Genomic DNA, 17,814 nt, shown 5'->3' on the forward strand with positions numbered 1-17,814 from the left:
CATTCCCCTCAAGCAATCTGCAGAGGCTCGGCCGGCTCGGGCCGCGGCGACTGGACGGAACGGGCGCGCGCGGCGCTTTCGGCGCGCTTGGTGCGCGTGTCCCCGACGACCCGCGCGGGGCATCCGGCGACGATGGCGAAGGCCGGGACATCCCGGGTGACGACGGCACCGGCACCGACCAGGGCGCCCTCGCCGATGGTGATCCCCGCCACGATGGTGGCGTTGGAGCCGATGGAGGCGCGGGCCTCGACCACGGTCTCGACGAGCTCCCACTCGCCGTCCCGCTTCAGGCTCCCGTCCGCGTTGGTGGCTTCCGGATAGAGCTCGTTGGTGAAGACCACGCCGTGGCCGACGAACACCTCGGCCCCGATCGAGACGCCCGCGCAGATGAAGCTGTGCGAGGAGATCTTGCAGCGCGGGCCGATATGGCTGCCGCGCTGGATCTCCACGAACGGGCCGATGCGCGAGCCGTCTTCGATTCGACATCCATAAATATTGACCAGATCTGGGTACAATATGCCCACATCAGAACCAATATTGACATCATTAATCGGCATACCGGTCGCTCCACCCGCCGAATTTCCGTGCGGTAAAGCTGCACAGAGCTGCAGGTGGCCGGGAACCCAGGCTTTCGATGTCGTTCGTCCGTCGAAAGGCGAATAGCGTCTGCCCGATGCTGCCGGCCGTCGCGATCCGGCGGCGCTCCGGTCGCCGCGCCTACGCCGAAAGGCGGGGATCCTGCCCCGACGGGACGGCGCCGGCCCACCTTTTGGAGGAGTCCCGGCGGACTTTGCCGTTACGCATCATGCCGCCTCAGCCACCCATAAGCCCGTGAGGCCGACGCGCGGTTCGCCGCTCGATGGCCACGCCCGGACATGGCAGCGCATTCGAGGGGACGACGCGTGTCGAGGATTCTGGCGAAGACTGAGCCTATGCCTGCCGGACATCGGTCCGCCGTCACCCGGCGCGCCTCCCGAGCCGGCATCATGGCCTGCCTGCTCGCCCTGTTCACGGTCCCCGCGGCGGCGGAGTACCGGATCGCCCCCGGGGACACGATCGAGGTGTCGGCCCTGAGCCTCCCGAACTTCAAGCAGGAATCCACGGTCTCGACCGATGGCGCCCTCATGGTCCCGCTGCTCGGGGATGTGCCGGCCGCCGGCCTGACCCTCGCCGAGCTGCGCCGGAACCTGCAGAAGACCCTGGCCGCCAAGGCGGTGCGGCAGCGCGGGCCGGACGGCAGGGAAACGATCGCCGTGATCGAGCCGGACGAGATCGGCGTGCGGGTCGCGAAGTACCAGCCGATCTACCTGAGCGGCGACGTGACCAAGCAGGGCGAGCACCCGTTCCATCCGGGCATGACCGTCCGGCAGGCGGTCGCCCTCGCGGGCGGCTACAATCTCCTGCGGTTCCGGATGGAGAACCCGATCATCGAATCCGCGAACCTGCGCGCCGACTACGATGCGACCTGGGCGAGCATCGCGCGGGAGAATGCGACGATCTGGCGCCTGAAGGCGATCATCGCCGCGCCGCGGGACAGGAGCGCCCCGGCCGCGGACCCGCAGGCCGCCTCGGGCGGCCGCCCGACACCGGCGCAGAAGCTCGCCGAGCAGCAGCTCCGGATCCAGCTGACCGACATCGCGAAGGAGAAGGAGCATCTGCAGCGCTCCCTCGCCCGGGCCCAGACGCAGTACGCGAATCTCAGCGAGCAGCAGGTCAAGGAGAAGGAGGGCGTCAACGCCGATGCCGAGGAGTACGACACGGTGCGTGCCCTGTTCCAGCGCGGCGCGGTGGTCACCACGCGGCTGACCGACGCCCGGCGGGCGGTGCTGCTCTCCTCGACCCGCGCCCTGCAGACGACGGTCCAGCTCACCCAGCTCGACCGTGACAAGAGCGACGTCGCCCGCAAGCTCGAGCGGGTCGAGGACCTGCAGGCCATGGACGCCCTGGAGAAGCTCCAGGCCGCGGAGAGCAACCTGTCGGCACTTCGCTCGAAGCTGAACAGCATCAACGACAAGCTCGTCTACACCGGCGCCCTGCGGGCCCAGCTCCTATCCGGAAGCCGGGCGCAGGCCGCGATCTCGGTCTTCCGCCAGGGCAGCACGTCCCGGACCCAGCTCGACGCCGCCGAGGACATGGAGCTTCAGCCGGGCGACGTCCTGGAGGTCGCGCTCAAGCCGGATCCCACCCTGCGGGGCATCGGTGACGGAGCCGGCCAGAACTGACGCCCCCCGGTTCGGCACCCCATGGGCCGAGCCGACACCCCCTTCGACAGAGAGCGCTCCGAGGCGGTGTCCGCCGCGGTGAGGAGAGAGCCATGAACCGACACTCGACCAGCGCGTCCTTCCTGCCGATCGGTGCGGCCCGCGCCGGTGGGACGGGCCCCTGGCGCAGCCTGCCGTTCTCGTCCGAGGCGGAGGCGCAGGTGTCCATCCTGACGATCGCCCGGCAGAACTGGCGGTCGATCCTGGTCTTCGCCACCATCGGCCTGGTCTGCGCCGGATTCTACGTCGCGACCGCACCCGCGATCTTCACGGCCCGGACGCGCATCTACATCGAGAGCCGCACCAGCCCGGTGACGGCCCGCGACACGCCCAATGCCGGGGCCCCGCTCGAGATCGCCGAGGTCGAGAGCCAGGTCGAGTACATACGCTCGGAGAAGATCGCGCTGGCCGCCGTGCGCCGGCTCGGCCTCCCCCCCCTGCAGGACCTCGCGGTGCCCTCGCACCCGCTGGTGGCGAAGATCCGTGAGGTCGTGAAGGCCCTCAAGGCGCTCCCCCATCGATTGATCGGCACCGAACCGCCGGTCCGGGAGACTGCCCCCGTGAGCCCGGAACTGAGCCAGGCACGGACCCTCCGGGAGAATGTGGAGGCCAACCGCATCGGCGCGGCCTACGTCATCGAGGTCGGGTACAGCGCCGACAACCCGACCACCGCCGCCGCCGTCGCGAACGCGGTGGCCGAGGCCTATGTCAGCACCGAGCTGGAAAACCGGGCCCAGATCTGGAAGGTCGCCGGCGAGTGGATGCTGCCGCGGCTGAAGGAACTCCAGCAGCGCGCCAGCCAGGCCTCGCGCGAGGCCCAGACCTACAAGGCCGAGCACACCATCATCGACCTGGGCAAGCGCGGCCTCGTGGGCGAGCAGCAGGTGGAAGAGCTCAACACCGCCGTGGCCGCGGCCCGCGCCAAGACCATGGATGCCCGGGCGGTGCGCGACCAGATCCGCGGGCTCCTCGATTCGGACATCGCCGATCCCGGGATTACCGAGGCCTTCAAGGATAGCGTGATCATCCAGCTGCGCCGGCAATATGTCGACCTCGTGCAGCGCGCCGACGACCTGAAGCGCCGGCTCGGCCCCGACCACGAGGCGGTCCAGGCGATCCAGCGGGACATTCAGGCGGCCAAGCAGTCGCTGCGCACCGAACTCGAGCGCCTCGCCATGTCCCTGGACCACGATTACGAGGTCGCCAAGGCACGCGAGGACAGCATGACGGCGGCCTTCGACGCCCTGATCTCGAAGACGCTGATCATGAGCAATGCCCGGGTCAAGGCGAAAGAACTCGACCGCACCGCCGAGACCTACGACCAGATCTACACGAACCTGCTCCAGCGCTACATCGACGCCGTCAACCAGCAATCCTATCCGCAGCCCTCCGCCCACGTGATCACGCCGGCGACCGTGCCGGAGGCTCCGAGCGCGCCCCGCGGCAGCCTGATCCTGCTCCTCGGCCTCTTCGTCGGCACCGGGTTCGGGGTGAGCGGCGCCTTCGCGCGGCACTGGTTCGACCGGACGATCCGCTCGCCCCGGCAGCTCACCGGCCACGGCCTGACCTGCCTCGCCGCTCTCCCCGAGCTGCGGCGCGAGCCGGGCTTCCGGGCCGCCCTGGCGCTGGCTCAGGCCCATGCCAGCGAGGCGCAGCGCCCGGCCAATGTCGAAGCGTTCAAGGCGAGCGCGGTGCGGTTCATGCCCCAATCGGTCTTCGTCGAGCGCCTGCACAGCCTGAAGGCCCATGTGCTGGGCAGCGATCGCCGCGGTGCGGTCTTCGCGATCGGCGTCACCTCGGTGGGGTCCGGCGCGGGCAAGACCCTGTTCGCGAGCAATTTCGGTCAGCTCCTCGCCCGCGTCCGGTCGAGCGCCGGGCGGGTGTTGGTGATCGACGCGGACGTCAGGCGGGCGACGCTCTCGCAGATCAACCGGGCCACGGACCAGCGCGGCCTGCTCGATGTGCTCGCCGGCCGCTGCTGCGCCACGGAGGCGGTCCGGCCCCAGCCCGGGGAAGTCCGCCTGCTGGCCTGCGGGAACCGCCACCCGAACGACCCCCATTTCAGCGACCTGATGACCCCGGAGGGCGTCGCGTCGGTCGTCGGGGACGAGCGCACCACCCTCGACCGCGTCGTCGTCGATCTGCCGCCGGTGGACGAATTGCCCACTCTCCAGCCGCTCCTCGACAGCCTCGACGGCCTGATCATCGTGGTGGAGGCGGGGCGGACGAGCATCGACGAGGTCGCCGCCGCCGTCCACGATCTCGAGTCGAGCGGCAGCACCGTCCTGGGCATCGTGCTCAACAAGACGAGCGACGGGACGACGGTCCGGCGCGGCGGCCTCAGGAGCGCGCTCCGGCGCTGGGCCACGGCCCCGCGGCGGCCCCACGACGCAACCCAGGCGGCTCTGTGATCGGCCCGCTCAGCCGGGGCATCGGCCGGACCTCGGCCTTCGGGCCGGGCGCGGCCACCGCGCCCCCGGCGGTCGCGAACCCGAAGACCGCGCCCGGCCGTCGGGTCGCCTTCTTCGGCCACGATCTGGCCGAGCCGACGGTCCGGAAGCGGGTCGATGCCATCCGGGAAGCCGGCTGGTCCGTGGTCGTCTACGCCTTCGAGCGGGCCCGACCCGGCGGCGCAGCCACGCCCCGGGAGGCGGACGATGCCGTCCCGCTCGGCCGGACCGTCGACCGGAACTACGCAAGCCGGCTGCCGCGCCTCGCCCTCGGCATCCTCCGCGCCCTGCGCCGCGGGCCCGACCTGCGCGCGGCGGACGTGATCTACGTGCGCAACCTCGACATGGCCCTCGTGGCCTGGACCTCTTCACGCCTCGCCGGAAGCCGCGCGCGCCTCGTCTACGAGGTGCTCGACATCCAGCGGCTGATGGTCCGGCCGGACGCCCCGGGGCGGATCGCCCGCACGGTCGAGCGCTGGCTCCTCCGCCGCAGCGCCCTCCTCGTCGTGAGCGCACCGGACTTCATCGACCGGTACTTCCGGCCCGTCCAAGGCTTCACCGGCGCGTGGCATCTGCTGGAGAACAAGGTCATGGGCCATCGCCTCGGCGAGGTGGCGGACCGGCTCGATCGCACCCGCGCGGCTGAGCCGCCCTGGGTGATCGGCTGGTTCGGGACGCTGCGCTGCCGCAGGAGCCTGACGCTTCTCGCCGCCATTGCCGACGCCCTCGGCGACTCGGTGCGGATCGTCCTGGCCGGGCGTCTCTCCGAGGAGGACATAGCCCCGCACATGCTGGCCGAAACCCTGGACGGCCGTGCGAACATGGCGTTCCGCGGTCCTTACGCCAATCCCCGCGATCTCCCCGAGATCTACAGCGGGATCCACTTCAGCTGGGCCGTCGATTACCTCGACGATGGACTGAATTCGGACTGGCTGCTGCCGAACCGGCTCTACGAGGGCGGCCTGTGCGGGGCGCTGACGCTCGCGCGCGCCTCGACCGCCACCGGGCGCTACGCGGTCGCCGAAGGGCTCGGCTGGGCCTTCCCCGAGCCGCTCGCGGATTCCGTGACGGCGTTCCTGCGGACGCTGACGCCCGCCGTCTACGCGCAGCGACACGCCCGACTGCTCGTCTGCGACCTCGCCACGTTCGTCGATGTCGGCGGCATGCGCGATCTCCTGGTCCGGGTGGACTGAACAGGCCTCTTCAGAGCAGTCCGGGCATCGCAATTCCGGCGCGCAGGCGCGGGCTGATTCGCCCGCCGCGCCGGGCGGCACGCCCAGCCGCGCCGCGGATCCGGATGCCCTGCCATTCGGTACCGCAGCGTACCCATGAAATCAGTACTCGACTCAAAACAGCCCCAACAAACACCCACATATGTTGCATTTTAGCCTCATCATTTGACACCGGATCGCATTGGGGCGAATACTTGCAATCGAATACATGAAGCGCATTCGGATCATCGAAATCGGTTCGAAAGCCAAGCCAAACGCCTTAGCAATAAGCGGGGGCAAGCAAAGCAAAGTTTGATCATTCAGAAAATCGATGAACGATGGACTACATTCGCAAAGATCTTGAGACCGATCGCTGCCCGACGACAAACGACCTTGCGAATGCACATCTCGATCAGTTCAAGAACCGGCTATCAAACAAATCACCCTGTACGTACGTAGTGAGCGATGATTGTATTTAGAGAAGAAATTTAGGCAGTTAATTTCATACAGGGTATTTACAGGCGATTTTACGAAAGTTAGCATTGTATCCGTGGTCATCGGCCATCGCCCCAGACGACCGGAGCGACCGCGTATCTCAGTGTCACGCCGTCGGCGGGCTCATTGGGTACTCACGTCATCGCTGACAATGGACTTCCTTCGAAAGGAGGTAATTTCTCATGGCCAGTCTTGGTACTCGAGACGCGCTCATCATCGTTGAGCGGGACACGGCCGAGAGCCGCGGCGGCTTTTCGGGTGCACATGCCGGTGACAACCCGGCCGTCGTCGAGCAACGGGACCAGTCCCGGGGCCGCTCCAGCCGCATCGTGATCATCGATCGACGCCAGCTCGTCGGCCGATGCCTCGCCGCCTCGCTCAGCGAGGCCGACCGGGAGACTTCGTTCGAAGTCTTCGCGGACATCGAATCGTGGAAGCGTCAGACGCCCTTCGTTCCGGCGAGCGTGGTCGTCCTCTGTCGGCCGGACGGCAATCTGTCCGAGACCGAGTGGGCCGAGATCACCCGGGAGCTGACCTTCCTGCAGGGCGAGGCCGGCACGCCGCCGGTGGCGGTCATCTCGGACGGCGAGCACCTCGAGCAGATCGTGCGGATCATCAAGCTCGGGGTCAAAGGCTACATTCCGACGACGACCTCCGTCGACATCGCCCTGCAGGCCCTCCAGCTCGTGCAGGCCGGCGGCGTCTACATCCCGGCCGAGTGCCTCCTGCCCCTGCTGGCCAACATCAAGGTGGACGAGCCGGTCGAGGCCGGCGACGATGAGATCTTCTCGCCGCGGCAGCTCTGCGTGGCGCGGGCGCTGCGGAAGGGCACGCCGAACAAGATCATCGCGTATGAACTGAACATGTGCGAGAGCACCGTGAAGGTTCATGTCCGGAATATCATGAAGAAGCTCAAGGCCAAGAACCGGACGGAAGTCGCCTATCTGACGAACAAGTACTTCCTCCGGGAGGATTCGAGCCTGGCGAGCGTGAAGGCCCCCGCGGCCTGATCGCTCCCGGCGCCCCTCCCGCGGTCGCAGGGTGACCCCGGCGAGACCGCGATCCGGCGGCGCCAAGCGGGGCTTCACGGACTCCTCTCCGGTCGACGGCTTGATCGGCCCGGGAGGGGCCTCGTCAGCCTCGCCGCCGCTCGAGGCATCGGGCTCCTGAAGCGGACGGATCGCCCGCGCCGCCCCGGCGGGCGCGATCATCGGCGCAGATCCCGGCTCGCGCGGCGACGGGCCCCATCGCGGGCGAAGTCGAGATCGCTTCCCTGCCGGCCGCCCCGCTCCGTCGCGGGCAGTTCGCGCAGCGTCTCGCCCGCCCCGTCGGGCATGCGGGCGCAGGACCGCACCGGAACTGGCCGCTTCGGCCGCTGGCGGGCCGCCGCCCGTCCAGGCATCGCGCACCCGGCCGCCGACCGCCGCCACCCGCATTCAGGGCCATGCCCGCCTCGCGCTTGGCGGCGCCCCGCAAGCGCGGCGCCGGACGCGTCCCCCCGCCCCAGCCTGGGAGCCTGGGAGGCGCCGGCACGTCCGCGCAGGGCTCGACATCCCCCGTCCTTCGGTCCGCACCCGTGCTGCCCCGACATCACCGTCCGGACATCGCGGGTGTCAGACGGCTACGCCCTTCGGCCTACGTCGAGCCATCCTTCGGCGATCCGGCGAAGATTGCGCACAGGCATCACCCGAATTGCCAAAGACGGCTGCTCTTTTCTGACCGCTTCATCTCAGGGCGCACGCGGCTAAGATGCGCGCATCGGGCTATAGCAGAGAACTCCCGAAAGAGTTCCGACCGAGGAGAATCCTGTTGGCGGCGCGTTTCTACTTCGAGATCGCAAATGCCGAGGAGACGATCCGCGACCTGGTCGGCGTCGAGGCCGCGGGCCTCGAGGAAGCCCTGATCGAGGCCCGCAGCGTGATCGCCGAGATGGCCGAGGAGATCACCGGAGGCGGCCGGGAACCGCTCTGGACCCTGCTCGTGCGCAACGAGGCCGGCTGGCTGGTCGGCCGGTTGCCCATCCGGAAGTGACGGCACTGGCCGCACCCTCCGCCTCCGAGGCGCGCCTGTTAAGATATCGTTAACGGATCGTCTTGAGGATCGGGCCAGCCCTCGCACCGTGGCAGCCATGGCCGGAATGCCCCTCTCCTCGACCGACCCGCGCGCCGCCCTGCAGGCTGATGCCATGGCCGCCCAGATGGCGCTGGCCGCCGACGCCCTGCAGTTGCGCGGCGATATCGAGACGGCCGAATCGCTTCGCGCCATGGCGCGGCACAACCGGATCCTCGGACTCAAGCTGCGGGTCGAGCACGGTCTCGCGCCGCTCCCGAGCCGCGACCGCGTCCGGCGTCAGGGCAGCGCGACCCGCTGACGGTTCCGCCCGGAGCGACGCGGCACGCCCGGTTCCGCTCCCCTCGAGACAGGGCGTCCCGGGCACAGGCCCCCACGCCCGCACCGGCGCCGATTGCTCGCCGCGCCTTAACGGCCGGCGCCTGTCCCGTCATGCGACGGGCCCCACCCTGACCGATGCCCCCGGGGCGGCCGATCCGCCGATCCGGCCATGCGGCGACCGTGCCGCTCGGCGCCGGCAGATGCGGGCTCTCCACGTGCGGTCGCCCGCCTCGCGCCCGATCCGGCCGAAGCGGCACGCCGTGTCCTGGACAGTCCCCCCGCGGGCCAGCTCCGCCGGAAAGCGGTTCCGGGACGGTCGCGGTCCGAACGGGATGCGTGAAAGGCGCCATCCCATTGAAAAAATTCGACATGGCTGGCGTCGAATTGAGAGTGTGATAGAGTAGCAGCTCAGCTTGCGACAGGAAATTCAGTCGTCGTGCCGGCGCCAGAAGCGGAAAATTCGGATATCAGCACAACCCTGGCGCTGGACATGGTCGGGCGCGCCTATTTGGCCCTCGCTCTGCTCTATGAGACGGCTCATCCTGGCGAGTTCGGCGATGTTCAGCAGAAGATCCGCACGTTCGTCGAAGATAATTTCCGCATCATTCAAGAAACAAGCCGCAACGGAAGCCTGACAACCGGGACAGTCGACGACGCCGTTCAACTTGTGAACAGCGTCCTCGTTGAGGTTGAAAACAAGATTGCCACGATGATCCGGCCGACACGACCTATGCGCAGCTAGGTATCGTCTTGAGATAGGCTTGCGCTGAGCTTGTCCGTTCCGAGACTGTTGCAGTCGAGCCATGGGCCTCCGCTAAATCGCCGTGCGGCACGCCTTGTCGAAAAGTGCAATTGGCCTCAATATCGACAGATATAATTGAGCATGTTACCCGGAGAAAAGGGCAGCAATAGAATATCAATCACGATGATATGCAGCGATGATTGTGATCGAGGCGCGCGCAGTGCGGATGTCGCGCTCGAGGTCCTGATCCGGGCCTATCACGCTCTTGCGGTGGTCTACGAGCTGTCCAGCCCCGGTGCCTACGTGGCGCTCCATGGCAAGATGATGCCCTACCTGCTGGACAGCTTCCACCAGGGCACGAAGCGGGACGCCGTCGATCCGAATCTGGACGCGGCGTTCTCGACCGCCCTCGAACGGGTCCGCTGCGCGCTGGACGACGTCTGCTCCGACGTGGCGGCCGTCCGCACCCGCAAGGCGGAGCGCGACCGCTGATCCGCCAGGCAGGCTCGGCCGGAGCCTGGGATCAGCGCACGGGCTCGAGGCGGCGCTCGGGCCCGAGGAGCAGGCGCGGCCGGATCTCCCGGTCCGGCGCAGCCGCGGGCACCAGGCGCGCGAGCTTGGCCGCCAGAGTCACCGACAGGATGTGCCGCCACGCCATGGGCGTGCCGAGCAGTTCCCTCACGGCCGCCGCGTAGCCCTGGGCGCGTCGCCGGTCGAGAACGCGCCGGTGTTGCCAGCGCTTGGCCGTCGCGGTCCGGTGAGCCCGGAGCGCCGCCCGGGCGTCCGGGGTGAGCCCCGGCCGGTCCAGCATGGCGTCGTCGAAGGCCAGGATCGCCGCGAGATCGTCCGTCCGGTGCTGGGCGCTCAGCGAGTTCGCCCGTTCGACCGCCACATAGCCGCAGGGCGCCGTCACGGCGAACACCGCCCCGGCCGCCAGCGCCTCCACGTAGAGGGCGTAATCCTCCCCGAGGCGCAGGCGCACGTCGTAGCGCAGCCCCTGCCGCTCCAGGAATCCCCGCCGCATGACCGGCTTCAGGAAGCCGAGTTCGCGCCGGTACGCGCCGGGACGGGGGATGTTGCCGGCCACGAAGGTCGCGAGGGTGAGCCGCTGCGGCCGCCCGGGCCCGGTCACGAGGCCGGCGGCGGAGCCCGCCTCGCGGCCGCGGACCATGATGATGTCGTCGGCGATCAGGTCCCAGGTCCGGGGCGCGGACAGGAGCCGGCCGAGCCGGCCGTCGATGAAGTGGTCGTCGGAGTCGAGGATGCAGAGCAGCGGGGCGGTCGCGGCCGCGATGGCCCGGTTGCGGGCGGCCGCGGGTCCGACATTGACGGACAGCCGGATTAGCTTCAGGCGGCCCGAACCGTCGTCGGCCGCCGCGGCGGCCGCGCCGGTCCGGTCCGCGGAGGCATCGTCCACCACGATGACCTCCGCGACCTCCGGCTGCCGGAGCGCCGAGGCGATGGCGGTCGCGATCGTGTCCGCGGCGTCCCGGGCCGCGATGATGACGCAGACCTCCGGGACGGGGGACGGGGCCTGTAATCTGCGCACCGGACGACTCCGCGACTCTCGGGCCGGTCCGCGCCGCGGCCGGTCCGCCGCACGGTAGGACGGCTCCGCCGCGGGGCGCGAGATCGTCCGAAAGGAGAGGGAGCGCCCCGGCCCGGATCGTCCGAATGATCACCGGTCCGCGGCGCCCCCGTCGCTACGATCCGCACCGCCGCGATCGGGCGGCGAAGATAAGGACGCGCGCATGACGATCTGGTCCGGCCCGGTCCGCCGCCTCTGCGTGGCGGCGACGCTCCTCCTGCAGGCCCATCCCGGCAGCGCCGGCGAGACCGCCGCTCCGCCGGCCGGCGCCCCGGCCGAACAGGGCGGCGGATCCTTCGTCGAGACCTTCAACACCTTGAGCGACCGCCGCTGGTACATCTCTGACGGCTGGGCCAACGGCGACTGGCAGGGCTGCATGTGGTCGAAGCAGCGCGTCCGGATCGCCAAGCCCGGCGAACTGACGCTGGCCCTGGCGAACATCGCCTACAAGGAGCGCCCGTTCAGCTGCGCCGAGATCCAGACCCACGAGCGCTACGGCTACGGCACCTACGAGGTCCGGATGCGGCCCGGCGCCGGGTCCGGCATGGTCTCGGCGTTCTTCACCTACAACGGCCCCGAGAACGGCGACCGGCGCACGAACGACGAGATCGACTTCGAGTTCCTCGGCAAGGACACCGGCAAGGTCCAGCTCAACTACTTCGTCGGCGGCGTCGGCGGCCACGACAGCTTCGACCCACTCGGATTCGACGCCGCGACCGCCACCGCCGACTACGCCCTCGAGTGGCTGCCCGACCGCCTGCGCTGGTACGTCAACGGACGCCTGCTGCGCGAGGTGCGCGCCGCGCCCGACCGGCCGCTCCCGTCGCATCCGGGCAAGATCATGCTCAGCGTCTGGTCGGGACAGGGCCAGGATTTCGCGTCCTGGCTCGGACCGACGGTCTATCCGGGACGGCCGGTCACCGCGCTGTTCGAGCGGGTGGCGTTCACCCGGATGGGCGATCCGTGCGGCTTCAAGGAATCGATCGTCTGCCGGTAGCGGCCCCCGTCGGTCGGCCTCGCCCCGGACACCGGACGGGGCGGAATCTTAACGTCTCCGCATCAGGCTCAGCCCGCGAATGTGCCCGGAGCTGCGCGATGCATTGGTCGAGCCTCGTCATCGCCGCCTACGCCGCCGGATTCGTGGAGTTCTGGCGCCTCTGCATCGAGGCGCCCACCGCCGAGGACGATGCGGCCTGACGTGCCCGCGTCGCCGCGGCGGCCCGGGCCGGCCCCGGGGGCGTCACCGCTGATTGGCGATGGGCCGCAGCAGCGCGCCGAGCAGAAAGGCCAGCTGGCCGCAGATCAGCAGCGCCGTACCGCGGCGCAGACACGCACCTGCGCTCAGGTTGTAGACGCAGAGGCCGTAGCCGACCTCCGCCGCCACGATCGGAACGAAGACCAGCAGCCGCCAGACCGAACCGAAGCGTCCGAGCATCACGCCCAGCAGGGCGTTGAGCATCATGCCCTTCATCGGCGCATTCCACGGTGTGCGCGGCGATTGGGACGCGGCCGCCAGGCCATGGCCCTAGCGGCTGCCGCGCTGGCTCAACACGGCCGGCACCGTCTTGAGCAGGATGCCGAGGTCGCGGGCGAGGCTCCACTGGCTGGCATAGGCGCAATCCAGGGCGACGCGCTCGGCGTAGCCCGTGTCGCTGCGCCCGGAGACCTGCCACAGGCCGGTCAGCCCCGGCGGAACCGAGAAGCAGGTGATGAAGTCGGCGCCGTAGCGGACGACCTCCGCCTGCACGATCGGCCGCGGACCGACGAGGCTCATCTCTCCGCAGAGCACGTTCCAGAGCTGCGGCAGCTCGTCGAGGGAGGTCTTGCGCAGGACCTGGCCCAGCGCCGTCACGCGGGGGTCGTGCGTGAGCTTGTAGGACGCCTCCCACTCGGCCCGGGCCTCGGGATGCTCGGCGAAGTGCCGCGTCAGAACCGTGTCGCTGTCCGGCACCATGGACCGGAACTTCAGGCAGCCGAAGGGGCGCCCGTACCGGCCGAGGCGCTTGTGGCGGAAGATCGGCGACCGGCCGTCGCTCCCCCAGATCAGCAGGGCGATGAACAGCAGGAGCGGCAGCAGCAGGAGCAGGGCCGTCAGGGCGATGGTGGCGTCGAGGATGCGCTTCGTCACCCAGCTCGCCCTGAGGCCCGGGCCGGCCTGCACCGTCGCCGGCAACGTCTTGACCAAGGCCTCGTTGATCGTCTCGACCACATCCTGCGGCGTCGACGACTCGATCGGCGTCGGGGTCCCGGCCGGGCGCAACATGTCGGCTCCTTGACTCGAAGCGAGACGGGGTCCGAACCTGCGGAGCGGCGTGCGCGCCCGGCCGGTCCGGCCCGCGTCGCCGCAGCCGGCTTCGACGGCTGTCAGCCGGTCCGAAGGGGCGTCGATCGCAGGCGGAACCCTTGCGCCGACTCTGGGCCGGCGAGAGGTTCGGCAACAAGACGGCCGCCGATCCATCAATGGAGGTAAATCGTTGCTGGTCGTGCTGGTCTTCGCTGCGCTGATAGGAGGAGCGATCGGCTTCACACTGGTCCTGCCGAAGGGGATCCTGGTCGCGCTGCTGGCCGCCCAGGCTGCGGCGGCCGTTTCCGTCGGCCTCGTCGCCCTCCTCGCCCGGCGCCGCTGAGCGGCAAGACCGCTTTCGGGGAGCCCCGCTCCCCCGATCGAGGTAGGGACCTCCGGCTCTCAGCCCGGTCTATGGCGACGTGTCCGGCCCTCCCGGACGCGAACGAAGCCGCACGGGCGAGATCGGCATTCAGGTCTGCCCCGGCGCGGCGCGGACGATCACCGGACGAGGCGCGCCGTGGCCCCTCCAGAGCGCCGCATCATCGGGTTCGACGGCCTCCGGGCCGTGGCGTTCCTGATGGTCTTCATCAGCCACAAGGCGCCGAGCCCGAGGACCGAAGCCCTCGGCACCGCCGGCGTGTGGCTGTTCTTCGTCCTGAGCGGCTTCCTGATCGTCCGCATCCTCGACGCCGCCCGCGCGGCGGTGGAGGCCGGCACGGCGACGCCGCTCGGCAGCCTCGGACTGTTCTACCGGAACCGGATCGCCCGCATCGTGCCGGTCTACTACGTCTTCCTGTTCGTGCTCTACACGGTCCGGCCCGGCGACCCGTCCAGTCTCGGCACCGCCGCGTTCAAGGGCGCGACGTGGTTCTACGTCACGAACGTCTACATCGCGCAGAACGGCTGGGGGACCGAACTCGGCCACCTCTGGAGCCTCGCCGTCGAGCAGCAATTCTACCTGCTGTTCGCGCCGGCGGCGCTGTTCCTGCCGCGGCGGCACCTCGGCACGCTGTGCGGGATCCTGATCGGAGTCAGCGTCGTGACGCACGGCGCCCTGTGGCTGTCGGGCGCCGGGCCGACGCGCTTCGATGTCGATACGCTGGCCAATCTCGGGCTGATCGCGCTGGGCGGCCTCGCCGGTCTGCGCACCAAGCCGCTTCCGGCCTGGCTCGCCCACGACGCCGCCCTGGCCGGCGTGGCGATCCTGTTCCTGACCCTGCCGCTCGTGGTCGCGCCGACCGGCTGGTGGCTGATCCTCGGCCGCCTCAGCGGCGTCCTGGCGGCGCTGCTCCTGCTGCAGGTGGTTCTGGTGCGGGACGGCCGCGCGGTCGCCCTGCTGGAGATCCCGTGGCTGCGCCGGATCGGCGTGATCAGCTACGCCGCCTACCTGTTCCACGTTCCGCTCCACGCGGAACGGGTGCTCGCGCCAATCGGCCTCGACGTCGCCGGCCCGCGCCCGGTCTCGATGGCGCTTGACCTGATCCTGACGCTGTTGCTGGCGGAATTGTCGTGGCGGCTCCTCGAGGCGCCGGCCCGCCGGCTCCTGCGGGCGCCACCCCGGCGGGTCGGCTCGTCTGCGCTGATCGGCCCGTAGCCGCGTCCCGCGGCGGCAGCGGCCGGGCCGGTTTGCGGATGCCCGCGGGCGGGCCCCGTCTAGCTCTTGATCGGCAACCGGCCGACCTCGGCACCGGTGGCGTCGCGCACGACGAGCGTCCACCTGCCGTCCGAGCCTGCGGCACCCAGATCGCCTGCCACTTCGTCGATCACGCTGCGGGCCTCCGCCAGCGCCTCGGCCAGGTCTTCGGCTTCCACGCCCTGCGCGTCGCGGATCGTTTCCTTGCCGTTCTCGATATCGAAATAGAAGCGACTGGGCACCCATCTCCTCCCTGAATGCTGCCCTCGGGAGGGCCCCCTCGGATACTACCTACGTAGTTCGCCCGTGCCCGACAATGCTCAGTAGGAGACATAAACCTTAACAAACACCAAAACTGTTTTCGCCAGTCGCGTTGCAATAATGTCGAGATTCCATCCAAATAATCCATTATAGGTATCGCCGATCACCCTTCCGGCCGCGTCGGCCATGGCGACGCGCGGTGACGGGCCTCAGCGGCGTTCGACATGACAGCCTCCGGCGATTCGAGCCTCAAGAAGGATTCTCCCGCCTCGGCGGAGCGAAAGCAGAAATTGCGCGCCCATGTCCGGTCGATCCTGACGCAGGGCCTCACCCCGCAGGAGCCGCGTCCCGGCGGCGAATCGAAGCCCGGGTCACGCTGAGCGCCCTCCGCCACCGGAGCCATCCGCCGCAAGAGGAAGGGCTGCCGGCGGCCCTACGCCCTTTGAGCGTCGTGCGCGCCGATCACTTCGGGCTCATGTCGAGGGCGGCCCGGGAGGCCGCGCCCGTCGGGCCAGGAAACGCGATGGCGGATCAACTCTTGTCCGATGCCCGGGGCACGTCCGTGGACGTCTCGTTCATCATGGCCGCGCACGATGCGGCGCCCTGGATCGAGATGGCCGTTCGCTCCGCCCTCGCCCAGACCGGCGTCGCCGTGGAGGTCGTGGCGGTCGATGACGGCTCGCGGGACGGGACCGGGACCGTGCTGGCGCGCTTGGCGGAGGCCGATCGGCGCGTCCGCGTGATCCCCCTCGCCGGGGCCGGGCCGGGATCGCCCCGGGGCCCGTCGAGCGCCCGGAACGCGGCCCTGGACGCCGCCCGGGGCCGCTGGATCGCGATCCTCGACGCCGACGACCTGATCCTGCCAAATCGCTCCCGGTCGCTGCTCGACCTTGCCCTGGCGGCGGATGCCGACATCGTCGCCGACAACCCGATCCCGTTCACGGACGTGTTCGATCCCCGGGGACCGGGCATGATGGAGGGCGGCCGGGAGCCGTACCTGTTCGAGATCGATCTCGCCAAGTACATCGCCTGCAATCAACTTCTCAGGCCCGGGACCAAGCTCGGCTACCTCAAGCCCATGATCCGGGCCGAGACCCTCAACCGGCACAAGATCCGGTACGACGAAGGCGTCCGGATCGGCGAGGACTTCCTGCTGTGCCTCGAGGCCCTCGCGGCGGGCGCGCGGTTCGTGGTCACCAGCGACGCGGGCTACGGCTATCGGCGCGGCCCGACCTCCCTGTCCCACCGGCTGCGCCAAGCCGACATCGCGCGCTTGGAGGCGGCCTTCGCGGTCCGGGCGGAGCACGGCCGCCTCGCGGAGGCCCGGGCGCGGTCCGCTGAGATCCGCCACGGCAGCCGCGCCTACCGCGACGGCCTCGCGATGATGCGCATGATGGCCCAGGTCATCGAGGCCGCCCAGGCCGGCCGGTGGATCCAGGGCGCCGCCCTGGCGCTCCGGCATCCCCGGATGTGGCAATCCCTGGCCGCGACGCTGCTGGAAGCGGCGGGCAAGCGCCTGCGGCCGAGGCTACACGCCCTCCCGATCGGACAGAGGTGAGACGATGCGCCTGTGCATCTGTATCTGCACCTGCGAGCGGCCCGTCGGGCTCGCGCGCCTTCTCAAGGCGCTGGACCAGCAGCGGCTCGGCAACCTCGCCGAGACCGCCCTGCGCATCCTGATCATCGACAACGGGCGCAGCCGCGCCGCCGTGCCGGTGGTGGAGGCCTATCGGGCGACCGGCCGTTTCCCGGTCACCTATGCCCGGGAGGAGACCCGCGGCCTCGCCGCGGTCCGCAACCGGAGCCTCGCGGAGGCCTCCGCGGCCGGCGCGGACTGGGTCGCGCTGATCGACGACGACGAGTTCCCCGACCGGGACTGGCTCCACAACCTGCTCGAGACCGCCCTCGGAACGGGGGCCGCGGCCTGCATCGGGCCGGTCGTGCCGTTCTTCGACCGGGTGCCGCCCACCTGGGCGGCGGCGGGGGGCTTCTTCGCCAAGCGCCTGCCGGTCCGCGACGGCTTCGTGCAGGACGGCTACACCGCCAACGCGCTCCTGGACCTGCGGGTGATCCGGGCGCTGGGCCTGTCCTTCGACATGCGCTTCAACACCCTGGGCGGCGAGGACACCTTCTTCTTCCGGTCCTTGCTGCAGGCCGGGCACCGGATCGCCTGGGCCGAGACGGCTTTGGTCTACGACAGCATCCCGACGCACCGGATGCGGGTGCGCTGGCTGCTGGCCCGCTGGTACCGCAGCGGCAACGTCGAGGCCTATCTCGGCCGGCTCCGCCCGGAGACGGTGACCGGCCGCCTCGCCAATGCGGGCCGCGGCCTCGCGCGCCTCGGCGGTGGCCTGCTGCGGCTCGGGATCGCCGGCCTGTCCCTCAGGCCGGAGACCCTGATCGGCGGCGGCTACACGCTGTGCCGGGGGGCCGGCCTGCTCGCAGCGGTCATCGGCCTGAGCTACCGGGAATATCACCCGTCGCGCTACCGGTAG

Annotated in this window: 18 protein-coding genes; 13 read left to right on the plus strand and 5 right to left on the minus strand. The window is 69.9% G+C overall.

Annotation, left to right across the window (positions count from 1 at the left end; genetic code table 11):
• Positions 1-8 precede the first annotated feature (8 nt).
• On the minus strand, positions 9-557 hold the full coding sequence (locus MCBMB27_RS19955) for an acyltransferase (protein ID WP_075381125.1): 549 nt from the start codon (positions 555-557) through the stop codon (positions 9-11).
• A gap of 375 nt (positions 558-932) precedes the next feature.
• On the opposite strand from MCBMB27_RS19955, the gene MCBMB27_RS19960 reads away from it, so the two are divergent.
• From MCBMB27_RS19960 to MCBMB27_RS19995, 8 genes are all read left to right on the plus strand, one after another.
• A complete protein-coding gene (locus tag MCBMB27_RS19960) occupies positions 933-2,222 on the plus strand; it encodes a polysaccharide biosynthesis/export family protein (RefSeq protein WP_075381126.1) in 1,290 nt (429 codons plus the stop codon).
• Between the two features lie 92 nt (positions 2,223-2,314).
• Positions 2,315-4,672: a GumC family protein gene (locus MCBMB27_RS19965; protein ID WP_075381127.1), complete on the plus strand. Its 2,358-nt coding sequence runs from the start codon at positions 2,315-2,317 to the stop codon at positions 4,670-4,672.
• Positions 4,669-5,904 carry a glycosyltransferase family protein gene (locus tag MCBMB27_RS19970; RefSeq protein ID WP_075381128.1) on the plus strand — a complete coding sequence of 412 codons (1,236 nt, stop codon included), beginning with the start codon at positions 4,669-4,671 and terminating at the stop codon, positions 5,902-5,904. Before MCBMB27_RS19965 ends, MCBMB27_RS19970 begins: the two co-directional genes overlap by 4 nt.
• A 695-nt stretch (positions 5,905-6,599) precedes the next feature.
• Positions 6,600-7,427 carry a LuxR C-terminal-related transcriptional regulator gene (locus tag MCBMB27_RS19975; protein WP_043355160.1) on the plus strand — a complete coding sequence of 276 codons (828 nt, stop codon included), beginning with the start codon at positions 6,600-6,602 and terminating at the stop codon, positions 7,425-7,427.
• A 799-nt stretch (positions 7,428-8,226) separates the two neighbouring features.
• Complete coding sequence (locus MCBMB27_RS19980; protein WP_043355162.1) at positions 8,227-8,448, plus strand: DUF6894 family protein; 222 nt, start codon at positions 8,227-8,229, stop codon at positions 8,446-8,448.
• Between the two features lie 97 nt (positions 8,449-8,545).
• Positions 8,546-8,788 carry a hypothetical protein gene (locus tag MCBMB27_RS19985; RefSeq protein ID WP_043355164.1) on the plus strand — a complete coding sequence of 81 codons (243 nt, stop codon included), beginning with the start codon at positions 8,546-8,548 and terminating at the stop codon, positions 8,786-8,788.
• Positions 8,789-9,244: 456 nt separating this feature from the next.
• Positions 9,245-9,550, plus strand: coding sequence for a hypothetical protein (locus MCBMB27_RS19990; protein WP_085987698.1), 306 nt, complete (start codon positions 9,245-9,247; stop codon positions 9,548-9,550).
• Between the two features lie 183 nt (positions 9,551-9,733).
• Positions 9,734-10,042 (plus strand): hypothetical protein, encoded by a 309-nt coding sequence (locus MCBMB27_RS19995; RefSeq protein WP_043355166.1) that lies wholly within the window; start codon positions 9,734-9,736, stop codon positions 10,040-10,042.
• 31 nt (positions 10,043-10,073) lie between these two features.
• Here the strand turns inward: MCBMB27_RS19995 and MCBMB27_RS20000 are convergent, their stop codons facing one another.
• A complete protein-coding gene (locus MCBMB27_RS20000; RefSeq protein WP_075381129.1) occupies positions 10,074-11,099 on the minus strand; it encodes a glycosyltransferase in 1,026 nt (341 codons plus the stop codon).
• 202 nt (positions 11,100-11,301) lie between these two features.
• Between MCBMB27_RS20000 and MCBMB27_RS20005 the strand changes: the two genes are divergently transcribed.
• Positions 11,302-12,135, plus strand: coding sequence for a family 16 glycosylhydrolase (locus MCBMB27_RS20005; protein ID WP_043355170.1), 834 nt, complete (start codon positions 11,302-11,304; stop codon positions 12,133-12,135).
• A 243-nt stretch (positions 12,136-12,378) separates the two neighbouring features.
• Here MCBMB27_RS20005 and MCBMB27_RS20010 read toward each other — a convergent pair whose 3' ends face one another.
• Positions 12,379-12,609 carry a hypothetical protein gene (locus tag MCBMB27_RS20010; RefSeq protein ID WP_043355172.1) on the minus strand — a complete coding sequence of 77 codons (231 nt, stop codon included), beginning with the start codon at positions 12,607-12,609 and terminating at the stop codon, positions 12,379-12,381.
• Positions 12,610-12,663: 54 nt separating this feature from the next.
• Positions 12,664-13,401, minus strand: a complete 738-nt coding sequence (locus tag MCBMB27_RS20015; protein ID WP_051045014.1) for a sugar transferase — start codon at positions 13,399-13,401, stop codon at positions 12,664-12,666.
• Between the two features lie 211 nt (positions 13,402-13,612).
• On the opposite strand from MCBMB27_RS20015, the gene MCBMB27_RS30285 reads away from it, so the two are divergent.
• Entirely contained in the window at positions 13,613-13,765 is a 153-nt protein-coding gene (locus MCBMB27_RS30285; protein ID WP_164706357.1) for a hypothetical protein, read from the plus strand.
• 177 nt (positions 13,766-13,942) lie between these two features.
• Complete coding sequence (locus MCBMB27_RS20020) at positions 13,943-15,019, plus strand: acyltransferase family protein (protein ID WP_075381130.1); 1,077 nt, start codon at positions 13,943-13,945, stop codon at positions 15,017-15,019.
• A 59-nt stretch (positions 15,020-15,078) separates the two neighbouring features.
• Here MCBMB27_RS20020 and MCBMB27_RS20025 read toward each other — a convergent pair whose 3' ends face one another.
• Complete coding sequence (locus MCBMB27_RS20025; protein ID WP_043355176.1) at positions 15,079-15,300, minus strand: DUF6894 family protein; 222 nt, start codon at positions 15,298-15,300, stop codon at positions 15,079-15,081.
• Between the two features lie 542 nt (positions 15,301-15,842).
• Between MCBMB27_RS20025 and MCBMB27_RS20030 the strand changes: the two genes are divergently transcribed.
• Both MCBMB27_RS20030 and MCBMB27_RS20035 read left to right on the plus strand, forming a co-directional pair.
• Entirely contained in the window at positions 15,843-16,877 is a 1,035-nt protein-coding gene (locus MCBMB27_RS20030; RefSeq protein WP_051045017.1) for a glycosyltransferase family 2 protein, read from the plus strand.
• Between the two features lie 4 nt (positions 16,878-16,881).
• Positions 16,882-17,814 (plus strand): glycosyltransferase family 2 protein, encoded by a 933-nt coding sequence (locus MCBMB27_RS20035; RefSeq protein WP_043355178.1) that lies wholly within the window; start codon positions 16,882-16,884, stop codon positions 17,812-17,814.

Source organism: Methylobacterium phyllosphaerae, from assembly GCF_001936175.1.
Taxonomy (GTDB): Bacteria; Pseudomonadota; Alphaproteobacteria; order Rhizobiales; family Beijerinckiaceae; genus Methylobacterium; species Methylobacterium fujisawaense.